Source organism: Halobaculum sp. EA56, assembly GCF_051195075.1.
Lineage (GTDB): Archaea > Halobacteriota > Halobacteria > Halobacteriales > Haloferacaceae > Halobaculum.
This window is the reverse complement of sequence record NZ_JBNTJX010000127.1, coordinates 1-704: the sequence shown is the minus strand read 5'-3', so window position 1 is coordinate 704 and position 704 is coordinate 1. Positions and strand designations below refer to the sequence as shown.

Annotated in this window: 1 pseudogene; it reads left to right on the top strand. The window is 56.5% G+C overall.

The window, feature by feature from the left end:
* Window positions 1-165 precede the first annotated feature (165 nt).
* Window positions 166-704: pseudogene (locus ACQUQ1_RS22550) on the top strand (hypothetical protein); the annotation flags it as partial.

Here is a 704-nt window from a genome sequence, read left to right as displayed (position 1 = left end):
CCGAATCAGGTACAGAAAGGGGATCTCCTCGAGTGCCCGAAGTGCGGCGATCAATTGAAAATTCGCGACTCCCATCGCCGGAAGGGGTCGTTCGTCGCGCGGCATTTCTACCACGCTGCTGAAGAGGAGACGGACTGTGGCGGTGAATCTCCACCTCATTTGCGGATGAAGTCGATCGCGTATTCGAAGTTCACGACCGAGTATCCCGACGCTACAATAGGACTAGAACAGCAGCTGGGTGACCGGCGTGCCGATATTCTCGTTGAGTTTCCACAGCCTCAGTTCCCTGAGGGCCGTGGCATCGGCGTCGAAGTACAGCACAAACACGAGGACAAGGATGTCGACGCAGTAACCGCTGAGTATCTCGCTGCAGGGTACAGCATCCTCTGGTTGGCAGAAGAGGACTTCTCCGGATTCAACGTCGATCTCTCTGGCATTCTCCCGACCTGGCCTCACGCGGTCCAACACGACTTCAGCGACGGGTATCACGGCGTCATCCACTGGCTCCGACAATCAAAGCCAGCCAATCCCTCGATGGATGTCGTCCTGCCGCGAGAATATCTAGCTGAACACAGCGAGGGTCTTCGTCGAGCATGGGAGTACGGGAAGTTCGATCAGGGAGGGCAATCGGACTGGAACGATCTCGGATTCTGGTGGTTGAGTGCCTCGTATGACCCGTACCAGAAGTGGTTCAAACTCACCGA